The following is a 1,165-nucleotide window of genomic DNA, read 5'->3' on the forward strand; positions in this document are numbered from 1 at the left end:
ACGTGGCCTTTATGGTAATGGGCAGCAACTACGATGCGGCGGTTATCTCGGGTGGTCACTGTGGTTTTGGTTTGGGTGCGACGCCAACAGCGGTGATGAACATGGGTTCTATCGTTAACCGTTTTGGTCCTTCGCCTCAGGCATTTATGGTGGTACCAATTGTTGGCGCGTTCTTTATCGACATCGTCAACTTAATTATCTTGCAAGGTTACATTTCTTTCCTTGGCTAGACGATTGGATAGATGAGCCCCTAAGGGTAAAAAATAAAAACGGTCACAACGCAGGTTGTGACCGTTTTTTTATGTCTCGATTTTTGTTCGAGCCGTTGTTTATTGAATAGTACGGCTGAACTTCAAACTTGCCGGCCACGCCAGTATCCCAATAAAGGCGTAGATGCCGACGTTGGCCAAACCCGCTTCAGGAATCGCACTGAATGGGTTAGAGGCGATGATCGCATGCAGAGGCAAATAGAGCACGGCTGAGAAGAACTGATCCAACCCGTAGTAACCAAACATCGCAATTGGCATCCAACGTAGCGCATAAATCGCAATGAAGAGAATCACTAACGGCGAGTTTACCTTTTGAGAAATTGCCATCGCGCAAAGTGCTAGTGGCAGCATCAACACGCCTGCGAGCGCCATTCTTGCTAAGAACTCCACCCAGTGCAGCAGCACGTAGCCAAGCGAAGTTTGACGATAGAGCAAAGCCAGTTGTTGGTCGGTCGAAATATTAAGTAACCACAGCATAAAATCAGCCGCCAAAACGAGGCCAGAACACACCAGCGGGATCACCAACAAACCAAACGTCAGCTTCACGAGGTGCGTTTTTAGATCGCTAACTGGCATACTGCGCCAAAACATAATGCTGCCTTCGGCACGCTCTTTACGCAGCGTTCTAGGGAAGTACTGAATGGCAAGCAACATAGACAGCAAACCAGCGCCACCAGTGATTAGCATGTTGACGTCGTCCCCAAGTTCTTTGTGAATATCACTCACATCGCCACCGAGGCTCATTTCGAAAAACATATTGTGTTGCAACGTGGTGTTACTCATCAAACTAATAAAAAGCAACGCTCCACACGCCAACATAAACAAAGGTAAGCGCAATACTAGTGGGTTTTCTAACCACTCTTTACGCAACATTGCGAAGACAGAGCGCATCATGC

Annotated in this window: 2 protein-coding genes; one reads left to right on the top strand and one right to left on the bottom strand. The window is 47.7% G+C overall.

The genetic code is table 11. The features are described from left to right. Positions 1–230: sodium/glutamate symporter (locus R7Q46_RS25025; protein WP_318077910.1), on the top strand; the 230-nt coding region annotated here is incomplete at its 5' end. Between the two features lie 99 nt (positions 231–329). On the opposite strand, the gene R7Q46_RS25030 is transcribed toward R7Q46_RS25025, so the two are convergent. Beyond that, positions 330–1,160, bottom strand: coding sequence for a hypothetical protein (locus R7Q46_RS25030; protein WP_318077911.1), 831 nt, complete (start codon positions 1,158–1,160; stop codon positions 330–332). Positions 1,161–1,165 lie beyond the last annotated feature (5 nt).

Source organism: Vibrio sp. 811, assembly GCF_033339195.1.